Annotated in this window: 17 protein-coding genes; 13 read left to right on the forward strand and 4 right to left on the reverse strand. The window is 54.9% G+C overall.

From position 1 onward, the window contains the following. Window positions 1–275 precede the first annotated feature (275 nt). From RAC60_RS09740 to ampH, 3 genes are all read left to right on the forward strand, one after another. Entirely contained in the window at window positions 276–1,913 is a 1,638-nt protein-coding gene (locus RAC60_RS09740; protein WP_375093492.1) for an ATP-binding protein, read from the forward strand. After that, window positions 1,903–2,589 (forward strand): response regulator, encoded by a 687-nt coding sequence (locus RAC60_RS09745; protein ID WP_375093494.1) that lies wholly within the window; start codon window positions 1,903–1,905, stop codon window positions 2,587–2,589. The genes RAC60_RS09740 and RAC60_RS09745 overlap by 11 nt, the downstream gene beginning before the upstream one ends. A gap of 211 nt (window positions 2,590–2,800) precedes the next feature. Then, window positions 2,801–3,964 (forward strand): D-alanyl-D-alanine-carboxypeptidase/endopeptidase AmpH, encoded by a 1,164-nt coding sequence (ampH, locus tag RAC60_RS09750; RefSeq protein WP_375093647.1) that lies wholly within the window; start codon window positions 2,801–2,803, stop codon window positions 3,962–3,964. On the opposite strand, the gene RAC60_RS09755 is transcribed toward ampH, so the two are convergent. Beyond that, window positions 3,961–5,028 (reverse strand): DUF1176 domain-containing protein, encoded by a 1,068-nt coding sequence (locus tag RAC60_RS09755; RefSeq protein WP_375093496.1) that lies wholly within the window; start codon window positions 5,026–5,028, stop codon window positions 3,961–3,963. The genes ampH and RAC60_RS09755 overlap by 4 nt on opposite strands. Before the next feature lie 488 nt (window positions 5,029–5,516). Here RAC60_RS09755 and RAC60_RS09760 point away from each other — a divergent pair, with 488 nt between their 5' ends. Genes RAC60_RS09760 through RAC60_RS09795 form a run of 8 tightly spaced genes read left to right on the forward strand, consistent with a single transcriptional unit; the run spans window position 5,517 to window position 13,437 of the window. Further along, window positions 5,517–6,347 (forward strand): DeoR/GlpR family DNA-binding transcription regulator, encoded by an 831-nt coding sequence (locus tag RAC60_RS09760; protein WP_006118387.1) that lies wholly within the window; start codon window positions 5,517–5,519, stop codon window positions 6,345–6,347. A gap of 11 nt (window positions 6,348–6,358) precedes the next feature. Beyond that, window positions 6,359–7,339 (forward strand): substrate-binding domain-containing protein, encoded by a 981-nt coding sequence (locus RAC60_RS09765; RefSeq protein WP_375093497.1) that lies wholly within the window; start codon window positions 6,359–6,361, stop codon window positions 7,337–7,339. A gap of 2 nt (window positions 7,340–7,341) precedes the next feature. After that, on the forward strand, window positions 7,342–8,847 hold the full coding sequence (locus RAC60_RS09770; protein ID WP_375093649.1) for a sugar ABC transporter ATP-binding protein: 1,506 nt from the start codon (window positions 7,342–7,344) through the stop codon (window positions 8,845–8,847). Further along, a complete protein-coding gene (locus RAC60_RS09775; RefSeq protein WP_375093499.1) occupies window positions 8,840–9,829 on the forward strand; it encodes an ABC transporter permease in 990 nt (329 codons plus the stop codon). Before RAC60_RS09770 ends, RAC60_RS09775 begins: the two co-directional genes overlap by 8 nt. A 14-nt stretch (window positions 9,830–9,843) precedes the next feature. After that, window positions 9,844–10,896, forward strand: coding sequence for an ABC transporter permease (locus tag RAC60_RS09780; protein WP_325990449.1), 1,053 nt, complete (start codon window positions 9,844–9,846; stop codon window positions 10,894–10,896). Continuing rightward, on the forward strand, window positions 10,896–11,588 hold the full coding sequence (gene alsE, locus RAC60_RS09785; RefSeq protein WP_006118382.1) for a D-allulose 6-phosphate 3-epimerase: 693 nt from the start codon (window positions 10,896–10,898) through the stop codon (window positions 11,586–11,588). Before RAC60_RS09780 ends, alsE begins: the two co-directional genes overlap by 1 nt. Next, entirely contained in the window at window positions 11,585–12,481 is an 897-nt protein-coding gene (gene alsK / locus RAC60_RS09790) for an allose kinase (protein ID WP_054633362.1), read from the forward strand. Before alsE ends, alsK begins: the two co-directional genes overlap by 4 nt. After that, complete coding sequence (locus RAC60_RS09795) at window positions 12,478–13,437, forward strand: ribokinase (RefSeq protein ID WP_375093502.1); 960 nt, start codon at window positions 12,478–12,480, stop codon at window positions 13,435–13,437. Before alsK ends, RAC60_RS09795 begins: the two co-directional genes overlap by 4 nt. Before the next feature lie 46 nt (window positions 13,438–13,483). Here the strand turns inward: RAC60_RS09795 and nudK are convergent, their stop codons facing one another. The 3 genes from nudK to RAC60_RS09810 all read right to left on the reverse strand — a co-directional run bounded on the left by nudK (window position 13,484) and on the right by RAC60_RS09810 (window position 16,243). Continuing rightward, the gene (nudK, locus tag RAC60_RS09800; protein ID WP_033740833.1) at window positions 13,484–14,062 is read right to left on the reverse strand and encodes a GDP-mannose pyrophosphatase NudK; all 579 of its coding nucleotides are present in this window, start codon (window positions 14,060–14,062) and stop codon (window positions 13,484–13,486) included. A gap of 163 nt (window positions 14,063–14,225) precedes the next feature. Further along, window positions 14,226–15,698, reverse strand: a complete 1,473-nt coding sequence (gene ansP, locus RAC60_RS09805) for an L-asparagine permease (protein ID WP_033740834.1) — start codon at window positions 15,696–15,698, stop codon at window positions 14,226–14,228. A gap of 272 nt (window positions 15,699–15,970) precedes the next feature. Then, window positions 15,971–16,243 (reverse strand): DUF1471 domain-containing protein, encoded by a 273-nt coding sequence (locus tag RAC60_RS09810; RefSeq protein WP_006118378.1) that lies wholly within the window; start codon window positions 16,241–16,243, stop codon window positions 15,971–15,973. A gap of 250 nt (window positions 16,244–16,493) precedes the next feature. On the opposite strand from RAC60_RS09810, the gene narQ reads away from it, so the two are divergent. Beyond that, entirely contained in the window at window positions 16,494–18,182 is a 1,689-nt protein-coding gene (gene narQ / locus RAC60_RS09815) for a nitrate/nitrite two-component system sensor histidine kinase NarQ (protein WP_375093505.1), read from the forward strand. Window positions 18,183–18,362: 180 nt separating this feature from the next. Further along, window positions 18,363–18,995, forward strand: a complete 633-nt coding sequence (locus RAC60_RS09820; RefSeq protein ID WP_058701227.1) for a response regulator — start codon at window positions 18,363–18,365, stop codon at window positions 18,993–18,995. The last annotated feature ends 128 nt before the right edge of the window (window positions 18,996–19,123 follow it).

The raw sequence follows: 19,123 nt of genomic DNA on the forward strand, positions 1-19,123 counted from the left end.
CAGAATGCCGTGAAAAAAAGCGGAATTACGTGAAGGAGAAGGTATCTGGCATAAAGTTTTAATGGTGTTATTTCCAGAGCGTGATCCGCATCCTGGTAATCGTCGTGGTGTTTATGGTTTTTATTCCCCGCAGCCGTTGTTTGTCCTTTGCTGACGCTTCCCTGCCCTCTGAAAACGATTTAATCCCATTAATATCAAACAGATAAACGCATGTAGTGTCTGTTGTTAAAAAGATGGTACATTGAAGTTATTATTCCAAAATGCGCGTGACAGTCATGAAATTGTCATTTCAAACGAAGCTGTTTCTTTCGCTCGTTGTTTTTTCGTCTGTCCTGTTCGTGTTACTGGGAAGCTATTACTACGTCAGCATCACCCGGCAGCTTTATCAGGCGATGAGCATGCGCGCGAAGGTGCAGGCAGACGAAATCGCGCTGATTCCGGAACTGAGAAAAGCGGTGGCGGATCGGGATATCCCGGTCATTAATATGCTGATGAGGGCTATTGCCCGGAAAAGCGATGCCAGTTTTATGGTGATTGGCGATAACCGTGGCCTGCACCTTTTTCACTCGGTGACGGCGGACCGGGTTGGCAAACCCCTGGTCGGCGGAGACAACGCGGCAGTGCTGGCAGGGAAAAGTATCACCACCATCCGGACAGGCGGACTGGGAATCTCCCTGCGCAGCAAAGCGCCCATCCTGAACGATCGCGGGCAGGTGGTCGGTATCGTGTCCGTTGGTTATCTCGCCCGCTATCTGGATGCCATCACGTTCAGCAACATGATCAACCTGCTGATCGTGGCGGCCCTGGTGCTTATCGCCCTGTTTATTTTCTCCTGGTTTTTCACCTGCAATATTAAAAAACAGATTTTCTCGCTGGAACCGCGCGAGATCGGCCTGATGGTCCGTCAGCAAAACGCCATGATGGAATCGATCTATGAAGGCGTGATTGTCATCAATGAACACCTGCAGATCGAAGTGATCAACCAGGCCGCCCGAACGCTGTTAGGCCTTTCACAGTCCGCCGAGGCGCTGCGAGGGCAGTCTGTCAGCCAGATCATTTCGCCCGTCCCCTTTTTATCGCAGCCCGTGATGCTGGAGAAAGATACCCACGATGAGATTAGCCAGTTTAACGCGCTCACCGTCATCGCCAGCCGGGTACGTATCATGCTGGAGGACGCGCTGATGGGCTGGGTAATCTCCTTCCGCGATTTTAACGACATCGACTCCCTTAGCGCCCAGCTCAGCCAGGTGAAACGTTATGTCGATAATCTGCGCATTATGCGGCATGAGCAGCTTAACCGAATGAACACGCTTTCCGGGCTGTTGCACATGGGGCGTTTTGAAGACGCGATTGACTACATTGAGGCGCAGTCAGAACACGAGCAGGAGTGGCTGGACTTTGTCTCCGCACGCTTCAGCTCGCCACTGCTGTGCGGCTTGTTACTGGGCAAAGCGGCACGCGCCAGAGAAAAAGGCGTTATCCTCCACTTTGATCCCGCATGTCTGATGGACAAGCCCTTTCCCCCACTGTCAGAGGCTGAACTGATCTCGGTCATTGGCAATTTGCTGGACAACGCGATTGAAGCCACGCAACGCGCCCCGATGCCTCATGAACCTGTTGAAGTGCTGATTAAACTCAGCGCCCGTGAACTGATCATCGAAGTGGCGGATCACGGCGTGGGCATTGCACCTGCCATCCGCGAACACATGTTTGAACGTGGCGTCACCACGAAACCCCGGGGCGATCACGGCATCGGGCTGTATTTAACAGAAAGCTATATTACCCGCACAGGGGGAACCATTGAGGTCAGCGACAATGTGCCACGTGGCGCCATTTTCTCGCTGTTTATCCCCTGCGCGCAAACCCACCGCTGTCCCGTAACGGAAACGGAGAAGGTCCGCGATGCAACATGAGCCTGTGACTGTCCTGATTGTGGAAGATGAGCCTGAACTGGCTCAGCTTCATGCCGAACTGATTGGTAAACACCCTGAACTCAGGCTGATCGGTATCGCCGGGTCACTGGCAGAAGCCAGACAGCAGCTTGCCATCAGTGCGCCACAGCTGCTATTGCTGGATAATTATCTGCCCGATGGCAAAGGCATCACCCTGATTGGCGATCCGTTGCTGGCCCATGCAAACTGTTCCATTATTTTTATTACGGCGGCCAGTGATATGGATACCTGTAGCCAGGCCATCCGCAACGGTGCCTTCGATTACGTCCTTAAACCTGTGTCCTGGAAACGGCTTAACCGCTCGCTTGCCAACTTTATCGCTTTCGCAGACCAGCAGCGCACATGGAAGATTGTCGATCAGAAAAATGTCGATGTCCTTTATCAGCTACAGGCGAAGAACTACCCGCACGATAACGGCAGCAAAGGTATTGAGGAAACGACTCTCGCGCGGGTCCAGACACTTTTTACGCCAGCCACCACGCGGCTTTTTTCGGTTGATGAGGTGATGATCGAAACCGGGCTCAGTAAAACAACCGCCCGTCGCTATCTGGAGCACAGCGTGGAAACCGGCTTTCTGATGGTAGAAATGCTGTATGGCAAAGTGGGCCATCCCAGGCGCATGTACAAACGGCCATGAACTGCGGCGCGCCACGCCGCCAGTGCAGCGGCTCGGTCCGGCGGCCTCTGCGGGGCAAAACATATCCCCCGACCGCTGATGTCCATGGCCGCCATCGCCAGCTGACTGTAATCTGAAATAAAAAAAACTGTGCTTTGCTCTTCCCGTCATCCTTAAACTGATTACTATAGGTTTTCACCCGACTCCTATAGCGAAGCCCTCTCCGTTGAAAATGCGCACTCCTTATTTACTGGCTTTACTGGTTTCTTTGCTTCCCCCTAAAAGCACGGCGCAGGTTGCGCCCGATCCCTTACTGGCCTCCCAGATTGTCGATCGCTATGCAGAGCATATCTTTTATGCCAGTGGTGCCACCGGCATGGCCCTGGTGGCAATAGACGGTAATCAGCGCGTCTTTACCAGCTTTGGTGATACCCGGCCCGGCAACAATATTCGTCCGCAAAAGGATTCGTTAATTCGTATTGCCTCGCTCAGTAAATTAATGACCAGTGAGGTGATGGTAAAAATGGCCGAGCGCGGCGAGATTCGTCTGGACGATCCGCTGAGTAAGTATGCGCCTCCGGGAAAACGGGTCCCTGGTTTCGACGGTCAACCGATTCGGTTGATTAACCTCGCCACTCACACCAGTGGCCTGCCGCGCGAACAGCCCGGCGGTAAACCGCATCGTCCGGTTTTTGTCTGGCCTACGCAAAGTGAGCGCTGGAACTGGCTGAACACCGCCAGCCTGAAAGCGGCACCCGGCACCAATGCGGCCTATTCCAACCTGGGTTACGATCTGTTGGGTGATGCGCTGTCACGTGCGGCGGGTAAACCCTATCCGGCCCTGTTTCAGCAGCTGATCACCCGCCCGCTGGGCATGAAGGACACCACGTTTACCCCGTCACCCGAACAGTGCGCCCGTTTAATGGTGGCGGAAAAAGGAGCCAGTCCGTGTAATAACACGCTGGCGGCTATCGGCAGCGGTGGCGTCTATTCAACGCCGGATGATATGGGACGCTGGATGCAGCAGTTTCTGAACTCCTCCGTGAATCGCCGCACGCCACAGATCGATCGCCTGCAGACATTAATCTACCGTCGCGATCAGCTTCACAAGGTGGATGGAATGGACGTGCCAGGTAAAGCCGACGCTCTCGGCATGGGTTGGGTTTATATGGGACCGTCAAAGGGGCGTCCGGGCATCATTCAGAAAACCGGCGGTGGCGGGGGTTTCATCACCTATATAGCGATGGTGCCGCAGAATAATGTGGGCGTTTTTGTGGTGGTGACCCGATCTCCCCTGACCCGCTTCACGCCAATGAGTGACGGTGTAAATAACCTGCTGGCGGAGTTGGTGGGCAATCAGACCGGTTCCCCCATGATGGTGCAGGCGATTCCTTAACGGCTGCCATTCGCAGAGGCTGACTGGCTTACCCAGAGCGTGGGCCAGTCATCGCTGCTGTGCCAGGCATCGCAGGTTGATTCTTCGGCATATTCCGCTAACACAAAGTGCTCACCGTTAAACTGCCAGCGGGACGCTGTACCGCAGTCGCCCAGTCCCCGCCCTTTACCAAAGGTGTAAAGCTGGCCGGTTGCCGCATCGTAATCCGCATTAATCAGCTCCAGCTGGCGCTCTCCTCCCTCGGGCGGCGTAAAGGGTAAAGTCAGGCTGACACCGCGTGCCACATAGGGCGGCGCGCGCGTCACTTCAAACGCCCGATCAATCACGTTATACGCCCCCATCTCACAGCTCACCAGCAGCAAGGCTTTTTTGTCCGTCAGCGGCGAGACGCTGACTTCGCGTCGCAGTGGATCGAGCGAACAGGTGTCTGAATTAACCCGCCAGGTGCCATAATCGATCAGGCCACTGGTTTCTTCCCGCGTCAGCGGTACAGGCGCGGCCATGGGAGGTGGCAGTTGCGGAATCGCCGGAGCAGCAGGCACGCCGTTGCGTTCGCCCCGTCGAACCCAGGCGCTCATGCTATTCACCCGCCCCTGCACGTCGTCCATATACAACAGGGCCGCTTTCATGCCACGCAATGAAACCTGTGGGCTGGCGCTGAACGTCAGCTGCAGATTTTTTGCATCCATGGTGAGTTCAAGAAATTCGTTAATGGCAATCGGGTTGCGGGTCGCAAGATGATGCGGCTCTACGTCCCAGTGCTTGAAATCAGGACGAAGACGACGCTGATCCACCAGCAGATTATCTTTGAGCGCCGGCCCCGGCAGCGCACCACTATAGGCACTGCCGTAATCAATACGTAACAGGGGCTGGTCATCCGCCCCGGCATGTCGCGACAGGGTCATCACCAAACCACGGTCACCCTGCGTGCTGCGCGCAACGCAAAAGGCCGCGTTATTGCAGGTTAACTGCCAGTCAGAAAACAGTTTCTGCACCGGTTCAGCCTGGACGGCGGCGACCATGAATAAAGGCAACGCAAACAGCGATTTCATCCTGTACCACATTAAGAAAATCGAGCCCCAACTTCTCTGAGTGGAAGATGATAGCGCAATCGCGCACGTCACGACGTTCGCATTCTGTGAAGTGCCCAGCAAGCGCAGCTAACTGCCTAAAAAACATCCATTTTGCAACAGCCGTAGCGCCCTGTCGTGCGCAATGCGGTCATCATGCGTATTCGTCAGCGTTCTCTCAATCGGATTCGTCGGACTATCCGGACAGGCAAAGCGGTCAAATACACATAAACGGGCAAAAGCGGGCATGATAGAGTCGCTGCAGAATGCAGGATAAAATGTTCACAGCGGATCCTGAGACCGCTAAATAACCCTTATTTAGTGAGACAAATCACTAAACAATATTATTTCTTTCATTTCGTTTCATTAAAACTCAGCACAGATCTCTTTATGCGCGTTGTAAAAACAGGTCCTGCGTACCCACGCTCAGGCCACATTTTTGCCGCGTGCCTTCCAGTACTTTATAGCCATCGGAGGCCATTATGTTGCCGATTGAACGCCAGCAGAGAATTATCGATGAATTAATGTGTAACGGACGGGTTATTGTCGCTGAACTCACCGCGTTATGTCGGGTTTCTCAGGAAACGATTCGCCGCGATTTAGCACAACTGGAAAAGAAAGGTATTTTACAGCGAAGCCATGGTGGTGCGGTTCCGGCTAAACGACACAGTGCAACGCTACAGGTTAATAATCGCGAGATTAATGAATCTGAATCGTCTTTTCGTCAACGCGTAAACGAACATGTTGACGCCAAAATGGCAATCGCGAAACGCGCGCTGGATTTTATTAGTGTGGGCGACTGCTTATTACTCGACAGTAGTACCACGTGTTTTTATCTGGCACGGCAATTACCGGATATTGAATTAACGGTATTAACCAATTCGTTACGCATTGTCCAGACGCTGGCAGCGCGCGGCAGTATTCGCACCATTTGTCTGGGCGGAGAATATTCAGATCGTTATGAAGATTTTCACGGCATTGTTACCGAGCAGCCGTTAAAAGAGTTTCAAATAAATAAGATCTTTTTTTCATGCAGCAGTCTGGGCAATGACGGTTATTTACGCGAAGGAAATGAACGTCATGCACATTTAAAACAACAGCTGATTCTGGCAGCAGAACGAAAACATTTATTACTGGATAGCTCTAAGTTTCTTCGGCCCTCATTCGCGCGTATTTGCCATTACCGTGATGTGGATTTTCTCATTACTGACCAGTTGAAAGATAAAGAGCTGGAACAGGAACTGGCCTGGAACGGCGTCAATATTATTGACTGCTCGCAGCGCCCCCAGTCTGTGCAGCTTATAAATAATTAAATGGAGCCTTTATGAAAAAACAGCTTATCGCCTGTTCGTTGTTCGCATTACTGGCTTTTCAGTCCCATGCGGCGGACAAAATACGCATGGGCATCGTGGTGAAAATCGGTGGTATTCCGTGGTTCAACGCTATGGAAGCCGGAATTAAAAGCGAAGCGGCCAAACGCGGCATTGACGCCTGGATGGTGGGGCCGACCGCAGCCGATCCTGCCCTGCAGGTGCGTGCCATTGAAGATTTGATTGCCCAGAAAGTGGACATTATCGGCGTCGTCCCCAACGATCCCAAAGTGCTTGAGCCCGTCTTGCAGCGCGCCCGTGAAGCCGGCATCAAAGTCATTACCCACGAATCGCCAGGCCAGAAGTTTGCAAACTGGGACTTTGAATTAGTGGATGCCGCAACGCACGGCATCAATCATATGAAAGCGCTGGCGCAATGTATGCATGACGAAGGGAAATACGCCATATACGTGGGGAGCCTGACGGTGCCGCTTCATCAGCAGTGGACCGATGCCGCGCTGGATTATCAAAAGCAGCACTATCCCAACATGCAGTTGGTTACGGACAAATTTGGCGTAGGCGAATCCCTGGACGAGTCCATCCGTACCACCAATGAACTGATGTCTAAGTATCCCGATCTGAAAGGCATTTTAGCCTTCGGTTCGCAGGGCCCTATTGGTGCCGGTCGCGCCGTTATGAACCGCAATAAAACCAATCAGGTCTGTGTCATTGGGGCGTTCAGTCCGGGTCAGGGCGCGCAACTGGTTAACCGCGGGGCGATCAAGGGCGGCTATATCTGGAATCCACATACCGCCGGTGAAGTGTTTATCCGTATTGCCGAGAAGGTGGAGAAGAACGAACCGATTACGGACGGTATGACGATTGAAGGCCTGGGCAAGGTGAAAGTGGATCAGACAACGCACACCATTCTGGGCAACAACACGGAAAGTCTGGATAAAGCTAACCTGCCTAACCTGATCAAGCTGGGGCTGTAATGATGCAATCGGTCGCGCCGCAAAGGCTTATCACCCTGGAAAAACTGTCGAAAACCTTTGGGGGGAATCGTGCTCTGAGCGATATCTCGCTGACCTTGCTGGCGGGCGAAGTGCACTGCCTTGCCGGTACCAATGGTTGTGGCAAAAGTACGCTCATTAAAGTGATATCCGGCGTACATGCGCCGGATCGTGGCAGCGAAATTCGTTTAGGTGACGGAGACCGCTTGCCCCGTCTTTCGACTCAGCAGGCCAGAGACTTTGGTATTCAGGTCATCTATCAGGATCTGTCCCTGTTCCCGAACCTGAGCGTGGCCGAAAACATCGCATTTGAACACAATCTGCGCGGGTTATTTGGCTGGCATCAGCGCAAAACCCTGGTTGACAGTGCCCGGCGTATTGTTGAGGAACTGCAGTTTGACCTCAATCTTGACGAGAGTGTCGCGCACCTTTCCATCGCTCAGCGACAGCAGGTCGCCATTTGCCGCGCGCTGGTGGCGGATGCGCGGCTGGTGATCATGGATGAGCCCACCGCTTCCCTCACCCGTACCGAAGTCAATCAACTGCTGCGCACGGTACGCTATCTCAAACAGAAAAAGATTTGTGTGGTCTTTGTCAGCCATCGCCTGGACGAGGTGCTGGAAATATCAGATCGCGTAACCGTCATTCGCGACGGCCGCAAGGTTGGCTGCTGGCCGGCGCAGGCTATGACGCCGCACCATCTCACCGAGCTGATGACCGGGCAAAAACTTGATTATCAGTTAAAAACCCCTACGCGCAACGGTGATCGGGTCATTCTGGAAGTGGAAAACCTGCACCGTGCAGGTCAGTACCACGATGTTAATTTTCGGCTGTATGAAGGTGAGGTGCTGGGGCTGTGTGGTCTGCTGGGATCGGGACGTACTGAGCTGGCTCTTTCCCTGTTCGGCATGACCCGGCCAGACCGCGGCAGGATCTGGCTGGACAGTAAACCCGTGCGCTTTCGCAGTCATGAAGATGCCATCAAAGCCGGGATTGGCTATGTATCTGAGGATCGCCTGACGCTGGGGCTGATTCAGCAACAATCGGTGGCCGACAATATGGTGCTGCCCATTCTTAACCAGCTGCAAAACCGCTTCCACCTGATTGATGAATACCGCAAGAACAAGCTGATTCTTCAGTGGATTCAGCAACTGGGCGTGCGCGTTGCCGATCCACAGCTAGCCATCTCAACGCTGTCCGGCGGCAATCAGCAAAAGATTGTGCTGGCGAAATGGGTCCTGACGCAGCCGCGCCTGCTTATCCTCGATTCGCCCACCGTCGGCGTGGATGTGGGGGCAAAAGCGAGTATTTATCAACTTATTCACGAACTGGCACGCGAAGGCCTGTCGATCATTTTGATTTCCGATGAAGTCACCGAGGTCTGGTACAACTGCGACCGCATTTTGCATTTCCGCGAGGGCACCATCCAGGCCGAATATCAACCAGGCCGCATAGCGCAACAGCAACTGGCGGAGGTGATCAATGCCTGATTTTTCCCGTTTACGTCCTCATTCCAGTCAGGTCTGGCTGACGTGGGTATTGTTGCTGTTCATTGTGATTTTCTCCTTCGCCAGCGACCAGTTTCTGACCGTGCAAAACCTGCTGGATCTGGCCGAGAGTTACGCAGTTACCGGCATTTTCGCCCTCGGACTGTTTGTCGTGCTGGTGACCGGCGGCATTGATATTTCCTTTGCGGCCGTCGCCTCTGTGGTGCAGTACCTGATCGCCTCGCTGTTTGTACATTACCAGTTTGCTAACGCGCCGCTGAGTATTGCACTGGCGATAGCCTGCGGCACGCTGTTTGGTGTCATTAACGCCTGGCTGATCACCTGGCTCCGGGTCGTCTCCATCATCATCACCATTAGTATGCAGTCGCTGCTGTTTGGCCTGCTGATGTGGGTGACCGGTGGACGCAGCCTGTATCAGCTTCCGGACTGGTGGATCACGCTGCGTAACGTGCTGCCGTTCGAATGGCAGGGACAAGTCTTTCAGCTCGGCCTGCCGCTGCTCATCCTGTTGCTCATTGCGGCGCTGACAGCGGTGCTCCTCAACAAAACACATTTAGGTCGTCAACTCTATGCCGTGGGCGGCGATGCGGAATCCGCACGGCGTATCGGGATTCGCGTTGGCCTGATCTCCCTCTTTGCCTATGGCTGGCTGGGGGCCATGGCCGCGATTGGCGGACTGGTTCAGGTCTACCGCATGGGTGAAGTCGTCCCCAACGCCCTGGTGGGCGGTGAGCTGGATGTGCTGGCGGCAGCCGTACTGGGCGGAGCCAGTCTGATGGGCGGCAAGGGCACCGTCAGTGGCACCTTGATGGGGGTTTTCCTGATCGCGGTTCTGAAGAACGGACTCAACCTGATCGGCGTATCCAACTACTTCATGAACATCGTGGTCGGTACCGTCATCATGGCCGCCATTGCTGTCACCCACTTTAAGAAGCGCAAAGAAACTGACGTCAGCTTTGTCTGAGGAGAGAAACAGATATGAAAAGATTCGCTGCGTTAAAACCGGATGGCACCAATGTTGGCCTGCTGCTTCTGATTGCCTTCTCGCTGGCGCTGTTCGGCATTCTGTTACCCGGCCGCTTTTTTACCGACGCCACTTTCCTCAGCATGGCGTTCCAACTGCCGGAACTGGGCTTACTCACCCTGGCAATGTTTATTGCCATCCTGAGTGGCGGACTCAATCTGGCGATTATCACCACAGCCAATCTGACCAGCCTGTTTATCGCCTGGGTCTTACTAAACAGGGTGCCGGACGGGGCCGGAACCGCTCAGCAACTCGTGTGGTTACTGCTGGCAGTACTGGGTGCGATGCTGATTGCTGCACTCATTGGCCTGATTACCGGCGTCATGGTAACGCGCATTGGCGCACATCCCATCCTGGTGACGCTGGCAACCATGATCACGATTAACGGCATCGGTATCTGGCTGACCAAAGGCGCGGCGGTAAGCGGTATGCCTCCCGTTGTAAGGGCTCTGGGTGCCGATACCTTACTGGGCGTGCCGTTGCCGCTGTGGCTCTTTCTGCTGGCGGCCGCCCTGCTGGCCCTGTTTCTGGGCAAAACCCGCGCCGGTAAGTGCATCTATATGGGCGGCAGCAACATCAACGCGACCTGGTTTAGCGGCATCAACACGCACCGCATGGTGATGCTGGTATATATCCTTTCCAGCCTGTTGTGCGTACTGGCGGGGCTGGTGATGATGGCGCGCTTTAACTCCGCCCGCATGGGTTATGGCGATGCCTATCTCTTACTCACCGTGCTGGCCATCATCCTTGGCGGCACCGATCCCAATGGCGGCTTTGGCCGGGTTACCGGCGTCGTGCTGGCGCTGATCGCGCTACAAATTCTTTCCACCGGGTTCAGTCTGATGAACATCAGTCCGCACGTCAGCCTGGCAATGTGGGGCGCGGTATTGATTGTGGTGCTGGCCATTAAACAGGGCAAAGCCCGACTGAATGAAAGCCGGGCCGTAACGCGCAGCAAACGTTTAAGCGCGGCCCTGAATCCCTTGACTGAGAAAAAGGAAGTATGATGCGTATTCAAATCTCGCCGTCATTAATGTGCATGAATCTGATGGAGATTAAACAGCAGCTGGCGGTCCTGAACACCCGCGCTGATTTCCTGCACGTTGATATCATGGACGGGCATTACGTCAAAAACATCACGCTGTCGCCGTTCTTTATTGAGCAAATTCGTCCGCATACGCCCGTAGCGATAGACGTTCACCTGATGGTGGAACAGCCGACCGATTTTATCGAGGCCGTCGCGAAAGCGGGAGCAGACTATATCTGTCCGCATGCGGAGACCATCAACCGCGATGCCTTCCGGGTGATCAACCTGATCCGCAGTCTGGGGAAAAAGCCGGGCGTGGTTTTAAATCCCGCTACGCCCGTGTCGTTTATTCATCACTATATTCATCTGCTGGAGAAGATCACCGTAATGACGGTCGATCCGGGTTATGCCGGGCAGCCATTTATTCCCGAGATGGTGCAGAAGATCCAGCAGCTTAAGGCCCTGAAACAAGCACAGGGCTATGACTTCCTGATCGAAATTGACGGCTCCTGTAATCAACGAACCTACCGCACGCTACTGGAGGCCGGCGCAGACGTGCTGATTGTCGGCACCTCAGGCCTGTTCAACGTGCATGACGATCTCAGCACCGCCTGGGACATGATGCGCAGCAGCATTGATGCCGCACAGGGACTGGCACAGGAGTCTGCATGAAACAACGCTGGCTTGGAATGGATATCGGTGGCACCAGCACCCGACTGCAACTGATGGAAGACGGCCAGCACTGGTGCGGATTCCGTAAAATAGCGACCGCCAGTTGGGCACAGCAAACGGATGCGCTTCACGCCCTGGGCGATGTGATCATTGACACGCTGGCGTCACAAGCGATTAGCGGCGTAATGCTCGGGCTCCCCGGTATACTCAGCCGCGATCGTCAGCAGGTTATCTCGTTACCCTTTATTCAGGCGCTGGATGGGCAACCTGTGGCAGCCCAGTTGAGCAAGCGACTGGGCGTGCCGGTCGCCATGGATAAAGACGTCAACCACCTGATGTTATGGGACCTGCTACAGCTTGATGCCCTGCCCGACAACGCGGTGGGATTGTATCCCGGCACCGGTTTAGGCAACAGCCTGTGGCTGGAAGGCCGCTTTTATCATGGTCATCATGGCGGCGCGGGTGAACTGGGGCATATTCCCCTGCCTGGCAATGACCTGCCCTGCCCGTGCGGCAATCGCGGCTGTGCGGAAACGCTGATCTCCGGTCACTGGCTGAGCCAGTGGGCGGCGACGCATCAGCCGGACACCGCCCTGTCACAACTGTTTACGCGACACGGGGATCATCCCGATCTGCAGGCCTTCGTCCAGCGGCTGGCGCACCTGATTGCCAGTGAAATGAACATCCTCGATCCGGAATACCTGATTCTGGGCGGTGGCGTGCTGGCGATGGCCGGTTTTCCGCTGGCGCAGTTACAACACCACATTCAGCGCAGTTTGCGGCCGCCCGTCACGCGCCACGGTTTACGTATCGTGTTCAGTCATGCCACCGATTACACGGGCTGCCGTGGTGCCTGCCTGGCTGCCGAACGCCACTTTGGGGAGCGAAAATGAAAGGCAAAGTCTGTGTGTTTGGTTCATTCAATCTGGATATTGTCGCCGGTATGCGCCGCTTTCCCCTGCCGGGCGAATCGCTGATTGCTCAGCACAGCATGATGGGTCCGGGCGGTAAAGGTGCGAATCAGGCCACCGCCGCACTGCGCGCGGGTGCCCGGGTGCACTATATTGGCAAAGTGGGCAAGGACGACTTTGGTGTGTTTGCCCGCCGCCATCTGGAAAAAACCGGGTTTGATGCGATTACACTGTTCACCTGTAAGGAGAAACCCACCGGCAATGCGTTGATCTACGTTGCCGGAAACGACGCCGAAAACATGATTTCCGTCTATCCAGGCGCCAACCTTACCGTGACGGCGGCGGAAGTCACGCGCTGCAAACCCACCGTCGCGGCGGCGGACATTCTGCTGGTCCAGCTCGAGAACAACCTGAGCGCGATACAGCGCATGATTGATAATGCGCGGGCCGCCAATACCTTTGTGATTCTTAATCCCGCGCCGTTTCAAAAAATCAGCGATACGTTGCTGGCAAAAGTCGATCTGCTGACCCCGAACAGTACGGAAGCGAGGCTGCTGACCGGCATCAACGTCAACGATATCCGCAGTGCCCGGCAGGCGGCAGAAATTCTGCATCGCAAAGGGGCGCGCCAGATCATTATTACACTGGGGACGGCGGGTGCGTTACTGTCTGACGGCCAGCAGCAACGGCATATTCCCGTGTTTCCTGCCACCCCGCTGGATACGACCGGCGCGGGCGATGCGTTTAACGGCGCGCTGGCGGCCAGGCTCGCGGCGGGCGTTGCGCTGGATCAGGCGGCGCTGTATGCGGCCGCGTTTGCCTCATTATGTGTGGAGCGACCGGGTGCGGCCCATTCGATGCCTTCGTATGCCGAGGCACTAACGCGTCTGCAGGCGCACCCGGAGTGCGTCGCCGACAGCGTGATGACGTGCGTATAAAGCGGAAAGCCGATGCAGATGGTTTGCGCATCGGCTTCGTGCAGGATTACAGCGTTAGCCAGCCTGCGATCAGGGCGTGCTGCAATAACATGATGGTTTTACCATCACGAATGCGTCCGTCTTTCACCCACGCCATGGCCTGAGGAAAAGGCATTTCCAGCACATCAATGGCCTCATCTTCAACACCGCCACCAGCGTTCTCGCGCAGTGATTCATGATATTCCGCCGCAAAGAAGTGAATCAGTTCAGTGACGCCGCCCGGTGACATATAGACCGAATACAGTTTTTCGACCTCGCCTACCGCATAGCCGGTCTCTTCAATGGCCTCTTTACGGATGCAATCCTCTGGCGAGTCGTCATCCAGTAAGCCCGCGCAGGCCTCAATTAACATTCCGTCTTCATTACCGTTCACGTAGGTCGCCACGCGAAACTGGCGCGTCAGCACCACACTGTTTTTTTCACGGTTATAGAGCAGTATTGTCGCACCGTTGCCGCGATCGTACACCTCGCGTTTGTGACGCACGACGTCGCCATGGCTGTCGGTTAGCTCATAGGTGATGTTACGCAACACAAACCAGTTCTCAGACAGCAGCTTATCTTTGATGATAGTGATTCTGGACGACATAGGCGCTCCGCAAGTGAGAAGGGAGCCAATGATGATAGGTCGTGGGATGCAAGAAAACTATCTGAATTACGTGTCTGCGCACGCAATTATCAAGACCGCCCGAAACACCGAAAAAAAAATGCCAGCACGCAGGCTGGCATTGATATCTCAGGCAAGATCACCGTCAGGATGATTTGCCATCGTGCTCGTGATGCTCGTGCTCCGTGGCGGCAATTTCGTTAACGCGCTTACGCACACCAAACCAGCCCAGAACCAGAATCACCGCAATCAGCGGAATAGAGGCAATAGTGTACGTGCCGTTTGGATAGTCAAACGCCATTAAGACCAGCACACTGAACAGGAACAGCAGCGTCAGCCAGGAAGTGAAAGGTGCGCCCGGCAGCTTAAAGCTGACGTCGTCGGCCTTGCCTTCTTTAATAGCTTTGCGCAGACGCAGCTGGCACAGCACGATAAAGCCCCAGGACGAAATGATCCCCAGTGACGCGACGTTCAGGACAATCTCGAATACCTGTGACGGCACATAGTAGTTGAGTATTACGCCGACAACATAGACGCAAACGGTAACCAGAATCCCGGCATAAGGCACCTGCTGGCTGCTCATTTTTGACATGAATTTCGGTGCTGAGCCGCCCATCGACATGGAGCGCAGAATACGGCCTGTCGAGTACAGACCGGAGTTCAGACTGGACAGCGCGGCGCTGAGGACCACGATATTCATGATGCTGCCGATATACGGCACGCCCAGTTTAGAGAAGAAGGTCACAAACGGACTTTGCCCGGCCTGATAGGCATTCCACGGCAGTAACAGCACCAGCAGCACCACGGAACCGACATAGAACAAACCGATACGCCAGATTACGCTGTTGATCGCTTTCGGCAGCATGGTTTCCGGATCTTTACACTCACCTGCGGCCGTACCCACCAGTTCGATCGAAGCGAAGGCAAAGACCACCCCCTGCACCAGCACCAGCGCCGGTAACAGGCCGTGCGGGAACAGGCCGCCGTTATCCGTGACCAGGTGGAAACCTGTTGCATTGCCGTCCAGCGGTTTACCGCTGCCCAGGAACACCACGCCGACCACCAGAAATATCACTATCGCCAGCACCTTGACTAACGCGAACCAGAACTCCATTTCGGCAAACCACTTTACGCCGATCATGTTCATGGTACCGACAATCGCCAGCGCGCCCAGGGCAAACACCCATTGTGGGACATCGCCAAACGCGCCCCAGTAGTGCATATACAGTGCCACGGCGGTGATATCGACAATCCCGGTCATGGCCCAGTTAACAAAATACATCCAGCCTGCCACATAGGAGGCTTTTTCACCCATAAACTCGCGTGCATAGGAAACAAAGCTTCCACTGCTGGGACGGTGTAAAACCAGTTCGCCCAGCGCGCGCAGAATGAAGAAGGAGAAAATGCCACAGACCAGATAGATTACCGCCAGAGCGGGACCCGCAGCCTGTAAGCGGGCACCTGCGCCCAGGAACAGACCTGTACCAATTGCGCCACCGATAGCGATCATCTGTACGTGACGATTACCCATGGCTTTCTTATAGCCGGAGTCGTGGGAATTGAGCCAGCGTCGTTTCGCAGCGCGCATGTCTGCTGCGGTTTTCTTCGTAGATTTCATAGCCTTCCTGTTTGTCCTGACCATAAGTCATCGCGCATCCAAACGATTGCGTTTAGCAGTGCGAAATGGGTTTTCTTCCTCTGTGCGTTTGCCTGTGAGTTAACGAAAAGCAGCGCGGGAATTTACGGCGATGAATCCTAACCGTTATGCAACATCGAAGCAAAATATACCGAGGAGATAAGCCGGACGATTTGTAAAAAACTTTTCTGAGATCACAAAAAAACCGGCCGACAGGCGACCGGTAAGGGCTACAGGGAAGGTAACAGAGGGGTTTAGCGGTAAATTTCGGCAGTGCCGGTCCACAGGCTGGAGTCGCCGGGGTTATCAACCCCGATGACACGGAAATGGCGGGCACCTTCTGATTTGGCCTCCTGCGAAAGCTGGCGGGTGACATCATCCAGAGAGCCGTTCACATTTGTCACCGAGACGCTGCCGATACGTTGCAGCCCCTGGGCTTCCTGCCGGTCCACTGCCGTGGCAGCAAGAGTAGAAAATGAAGCAGTGGCCAACAGAGCAGCGCTAAGGTACACAGGTAATCGTTTCATACTTCCTCCTGAACTTGCGTGGGTCACTGAGTAAAACATGGTGTTGAGTATTAGCGAGGCAATGAAAGCCAACATGGGCAAGGTGTAAAGCTATGGCAGTAATGTTCATTCGTAAGTGGACATTCCTGGGAAACGTCAACGGGGGTGAGTTTGCGTACACAGCGCCGCTGTTTTCGGGCATTTTGTAATAAGTCGTCGGGTGTCTCTGGCACCGCTCTTATGATTCCCTGTCAGTAAAGGTGTTATTGTCGTGATTGTTAAACGCTCTGTTACCAGAAGTATCGCGCTGTCGTTAACGTGGATTGTCTTGCTGGCGTTACTGACGACCGGCCTGGCGCTGCTGACGCTTTCCAGTAGCCTGCGCGATGCGGAAGCCATTAATCTGGCCGGATCGCTGCGAATGCAAAGTTACCGCCTGGCCTGGGATGCCAGAGCAGATCCGCATCTGCTGACGGCGCACCTGGCGCAATATCAACAAACGCTTGATGCCGCCGTGTTACAGGAACTCGATCGCCCCTGGGTGCCGCGCAAGGTTATTAATCACTATCAGCGTTTACGCGAAGGCTGGCCCGGTCTGGCACAGCATCTGCAGGCGAACGCGTCAGATGCCTGGCGGCAACAAATGCCCAACTACGTTGACGAAATTAACCGCTTCGTACTGGCGCTACAGCGCTACGCCGAACTGAAAATGCGCGTCGTGGCCATCAGCAGCCTGACGGGCGTGATCGCCATTGTTGCGCTCGCTCTGATGACGATCCGCTTTACCCGCCAGCAGGTCGTTAAACCCCTCAATGCACTGGTCAGAGCCAGCCGCTATGTGGAAAGCGGCAATTTTGCCTTTCCGCCCCTGCATGTGCAGCAGCAGAACGAGCTGAAAGTCCTGTCACAGACTTTCAGCAGCATGGCTGCACAATTACAGTGCCATTATCAGCAACTGGAACAACGGGTCCGCGACAAAACCCGGGACTTAACCCAGGCGAATCATACGCTCTCCTTACTCTATGAAAGCTCACAAATCCTGACCAGCCGTTCGCTGCAACCGGCGCTTTTCGATGATGTGCTGAACCGCATCGTCGGCAAAGAGAATATTGCCTTCATTCAGCTTCAGGGCGAGCAGTTTACCTGTGAGGCGGGCCAGCACGATCCCGCGCTGGCCTGGCAGCATTTACCGCTGAAACAGGACGATCAACGTGTTGGCACGCTGCGCTGGCAAACCGGCGGCATGGCCCCTTCCGCCGCGTTAATGGGCAGCCTGGCCGCGATGCTGGGACGGTCGATCTGGATCTGGCAAACCCAGAAGCAGTACCAGCAAATGCTGCTGATTGAGGAGCGCGCCACGATTGCACGTGAACTGCACGACTCGCTGGCGCAGTCACTGACTTACCTACGGATACAGCTGATGCAGCTTCGGCGCAGCCTGTCCGCCTCCGATCAGTCGGCACAGGCGATCATTGCAGATTTTGATCGCGAACTGGCAGAGGCTTACCGCCAGCTACGCGAACTGCTGGCGACCTTTCGTCTGACGATCGAAAAGGCCGATCTGGAGGCTGCTCTGCACGTGATGATTGCGCCGCTTCAGTCTCAGACTGTCGCTGATATCCGGTTGACCTGCCAGCCAGGCCTGCAGCAACTGGATGCCCGGCAACAGGTCCACGTCCTGCAAATTGCCCGGGAAGCCGTCCTGAATGCCATTCGCCATGCGAATGCCCGTTTGATTACCGTCGACTACCAGATCACGGATACAGGTGAGCATTCACTGACAATCACTGATGACGGCACGGGCATGATCAGCACAGAAGAACCTCCGGGGCATTATGGTTTCATCACCATGACCGAGCGCGCAGCATGCTTGTCTGGCCAGTTAGACATTCGTTCGCAGCCGTGTGGAACACAGATTGTGTTGCGCTTTCCACCGCGTCCGGCATCAGAGATTGACTAGCCGCACGTAACACGGCTTTACTTTTATTGCATCTCGCATCACAGGGCATGTGGCAGATCAACGGCAGGCCATCGGGTTAATCTTTACAATGACAGCACCACAGAGGGTCGCTGCAGCCGCCGCTTGACGAACCGCATTGCCCATGCGACAACCTGCAGCGTCAGGTGACAGGGAGAAAACATGAAACAACCGACTTTAACAATCATGATTGTGGACGACCATCCGCTTATGCGTCGCGGTATTCGGCAGTTACTGGCGCTCGACCCGACGCTTCAGGTCGTCGCGGAAGCCAGCAACGGCACCGAAGCACTGGCTGAGGCCCGTCGCCTGACACCGGACGTCATCCTGCTCGACCTGAATATGAAAGGGATGTCGGGCCTGGACACGCTGAAAGCGCTTCGTCATGAAGGCATCCACTCGCGGATACTGGTGCTGACGGTGTCGGATGCGCGCAGTGATATCTTCGCCATGGTGGATGCGGGAGCCGATGGGTATTTGCTGAAAGACAGTGAACCGGAAATCCTGCTAAACCAGATCGTACAGGCCACACAGGGCGAAAATGTCTTTAGCGAGGCGGTCCGGCATTCGCTCGCGACGCGTCACAACAGCGACGATCCGTTCCGTTTGCTGACCGAACGCGAACGCGACGTGCTTCAGGAAGTGGCGCGAGGCCTGTCCAACAAAGCCGTTGCTGATACCTTGCAGATTTCAGAAGAGACGGTGAAGGTACATCTTCGTAATATTCTGCGCAAACTTGAGGTTCGCTCACGCGTTGCGGCGACCATCCTGTGGCTTGAACGTCGACATCGTTGAGAAAAAGCGCGCCAATTTACACATTCTTTATAATTTCTCCACTTTTCAAACCCTGCCCGCACGTAAAGTAGTCGCCTGGTCGTGCGTGATGTCATGGAATACTTTCGTACGTTACGCGCTGCATCGGT

Origin of the sequence: Pantoea sp. BR_17, assembly GCF_041955125.1 — a bacterium.
Taxonomy (GTDB): domain Bacteria; phylum Pseudomonadota; class Gammaproteobacteria; order Enterobacterales; family Enterobacteriaceae; genus Pantoea; species Pantoea stewartii.

What these genes read in the sequence shown, in the direction of transcription:
- RAC60_RS09740 (WP_375093492.1), top strand. Translation starts at nt 276, where the DNA reads ATGAAATTGTCATTTCAAACGAAGCTGTTTCTTTCGCTCGTTGTTTTT.
- RAC60_RS09745 (WP_375093494.1), top strand. Translation starts at nt 1,903, where the DNA reads ATGCAACATGAGCCTGTGACTGTCCTGATTGTGGAAGATGAGCCTGAA.
- ampH (WP_375093647.1), top strand. Translation starts at nt 2,801, where the DNA reads ATGCGCACTCCTTATTTACTGGCTTTACTGGTTTCTTTGCTTCCCCCT.
- RAC60_RS09755 (WP_375093496.1), bottom strand. Translation starts at nt 5,028, where the DNA reads ATGTGGTACAGGATGAAATCGCTGTTTGCGTTGCCTTTATTCATGGTC.
- RAC60_RS09760 (WP_006118387.1), top strand. Translation starts at nt 5,517, where the DNA reads ATGTTGCCGATTGAACGCCAGCAGAGAATTATCGATGAATTAATGTGT.
- RAC60_RS09765 (WP_375093497.1), top strand. Translation starts at nt 6,359, where the DNA reads ATGAAAAAACAGCTTATCGCCTGTTCGTTGTTCGCATTACTGGCTTTT.
- RAC60_RS09770 (WP_375093649.1), top strand. Translation starts at nt 7,342, where the DNA reads ATGCAATCGGTCGCGCCGCAAAGGCTTATCACCCTGGAAAAACTGTCG.
- RAC60_RS09775 (WP_375093499.1), top strand. Translation starts at nt 8,840, where the DNA reads ATGCCTGATTTTTCCCGTTTACGTCCTCATTCCAGTCAGGTCTGGCTG.
- RAC60_RS09780 (WP_325990449.1), top strand. Translation starts at nt 9,844, where the DNA reads ATGAAAAGATTCGCTGCGTTAAAACCGGATGGCACCAATGTTGGCCTG.
- alsE (WP_006118382.1), top strand. Translation starts at nt 10,896, where the DNA reads ATGCGTATTCAAATCTCGCCGTCATTAATGTGCATGAATCTGATGGAG.
- alsK (WP_054633362.1), top strand. Translation starts at nt 11,585, where the DNA reads ATGAAACAACGCTGGCTTGGAATGGATATCGGTGGCACCAGCACCCGA.
- RAC60_RS09795 (WP_375093502.1), top strand. Translation starts at nt 12,478, where the DNA reads ATGAAAGGCAAAGTCTGTGTGTTTGGTTCATTCAATCTGGATATTGTC.
- nudK (WP_033740833.1), bottom strand. Translation starts at nt 14,062, where the DNA reads ATGTCGTCCAGAATCACTATCATCAAAGATAAGCTGCTGTCTGAGAAC.
- ansP (WP_033740834.1), bottom strand. Translation starts at nt 15,698, where the DNA reads ATGAAATCTACGAAGAAAACCGCAGCAGACATGCGCGCTGCGAAACGA.
- RAC60_RS09810 (WP_006118378.1), bottom strand. Translation starts at nt 16,243, where the DNA reads ATGAAACGATTACCTGTGTACCTTAGCGCTGCTCTGTTGGCCACTGCT.
- RAC60_RS09820 (WP_058701227.1), top strand. Translation starts at nt 18,363, where the DNA reads ATGAAACAACCGACTTTAACAATCATGATTGTGGACGACCATCCGCTT.